Origin of the sequence: Planctomonas deserti (genome assembly GCF_003067705.1) — a bacterium.
Lineage (GTDB): Bacteria > Actinomycetota > Actinomycetes > Actinomycetales > Microbacteriaceae > Planctomonas > Planctomonas deserti.
Map to the genome: position 1 here is coordinate 1 of NZ_QANL01000125.1, position 589 is coordinate 589.

At 66.4% G+C, this 589-nt stretch carries 1 protein-coding gene; it reads left to right on the forward strand.

Going from position 1 to position 589, the window contains the following annotated elements:
- On the forward strand, positions 1-589 hold a 589-nt coding region (locus tag DAI20_RS17565; protein ID WP_159085150.1), incomplete at both ends, for an FAD-dependent oxidoreductase.

Here is a 589-nt window from a genome sequence, read left to right on the forward strand (position 1 = left end):
GCTGGCGGCAGATGAACGTGCCGGGCGAAGACCAGTACCGCAACAAGGGCGTGGCCTACTGCCCGCATTGCGATGGTCCGCTGTTCAAGGGCAAGCGCGTGGCGGTGATCGGCGGCGGCAACTCCGGCGTGGAAGCGGCCATCGATCTGGCCGGCATCGTGTCGCATGTAACCCTGCTGGAGTTCGATTCCAGCCTGCGCGCCGACGAAGTGCTGCAGAAGAAACTGCGCAGCCTGGCCAACGTCACCGTGTTGACCAGCGCGCAGACCACCGAAGTGCTGGGCGACGGCAGCCGTGTCACCGGCCTGGTCTACAAGGACCGCGTCGGCGGCGACGCCCACCGCGTCGAGCTGGAAGGCATCTTCGTGCAGATCGGCCTGCTGCCCAACACCGAGTGGCTGAAGGACACCGTGGCGCTGTCGCCACGTGGCGAGATCGTCATCGACGACCGCGGCCAGACCAACCTGCCGGGCGTGTTCGCTGCTGGCGATTGCACGACGGTACCCTACAAGCAGATCATCATCGCCATGGGCGCCGGTTCGACCGCCGCACTGAGCGCGTTCGACCACCTGATCCGCTCGTCGGTGAG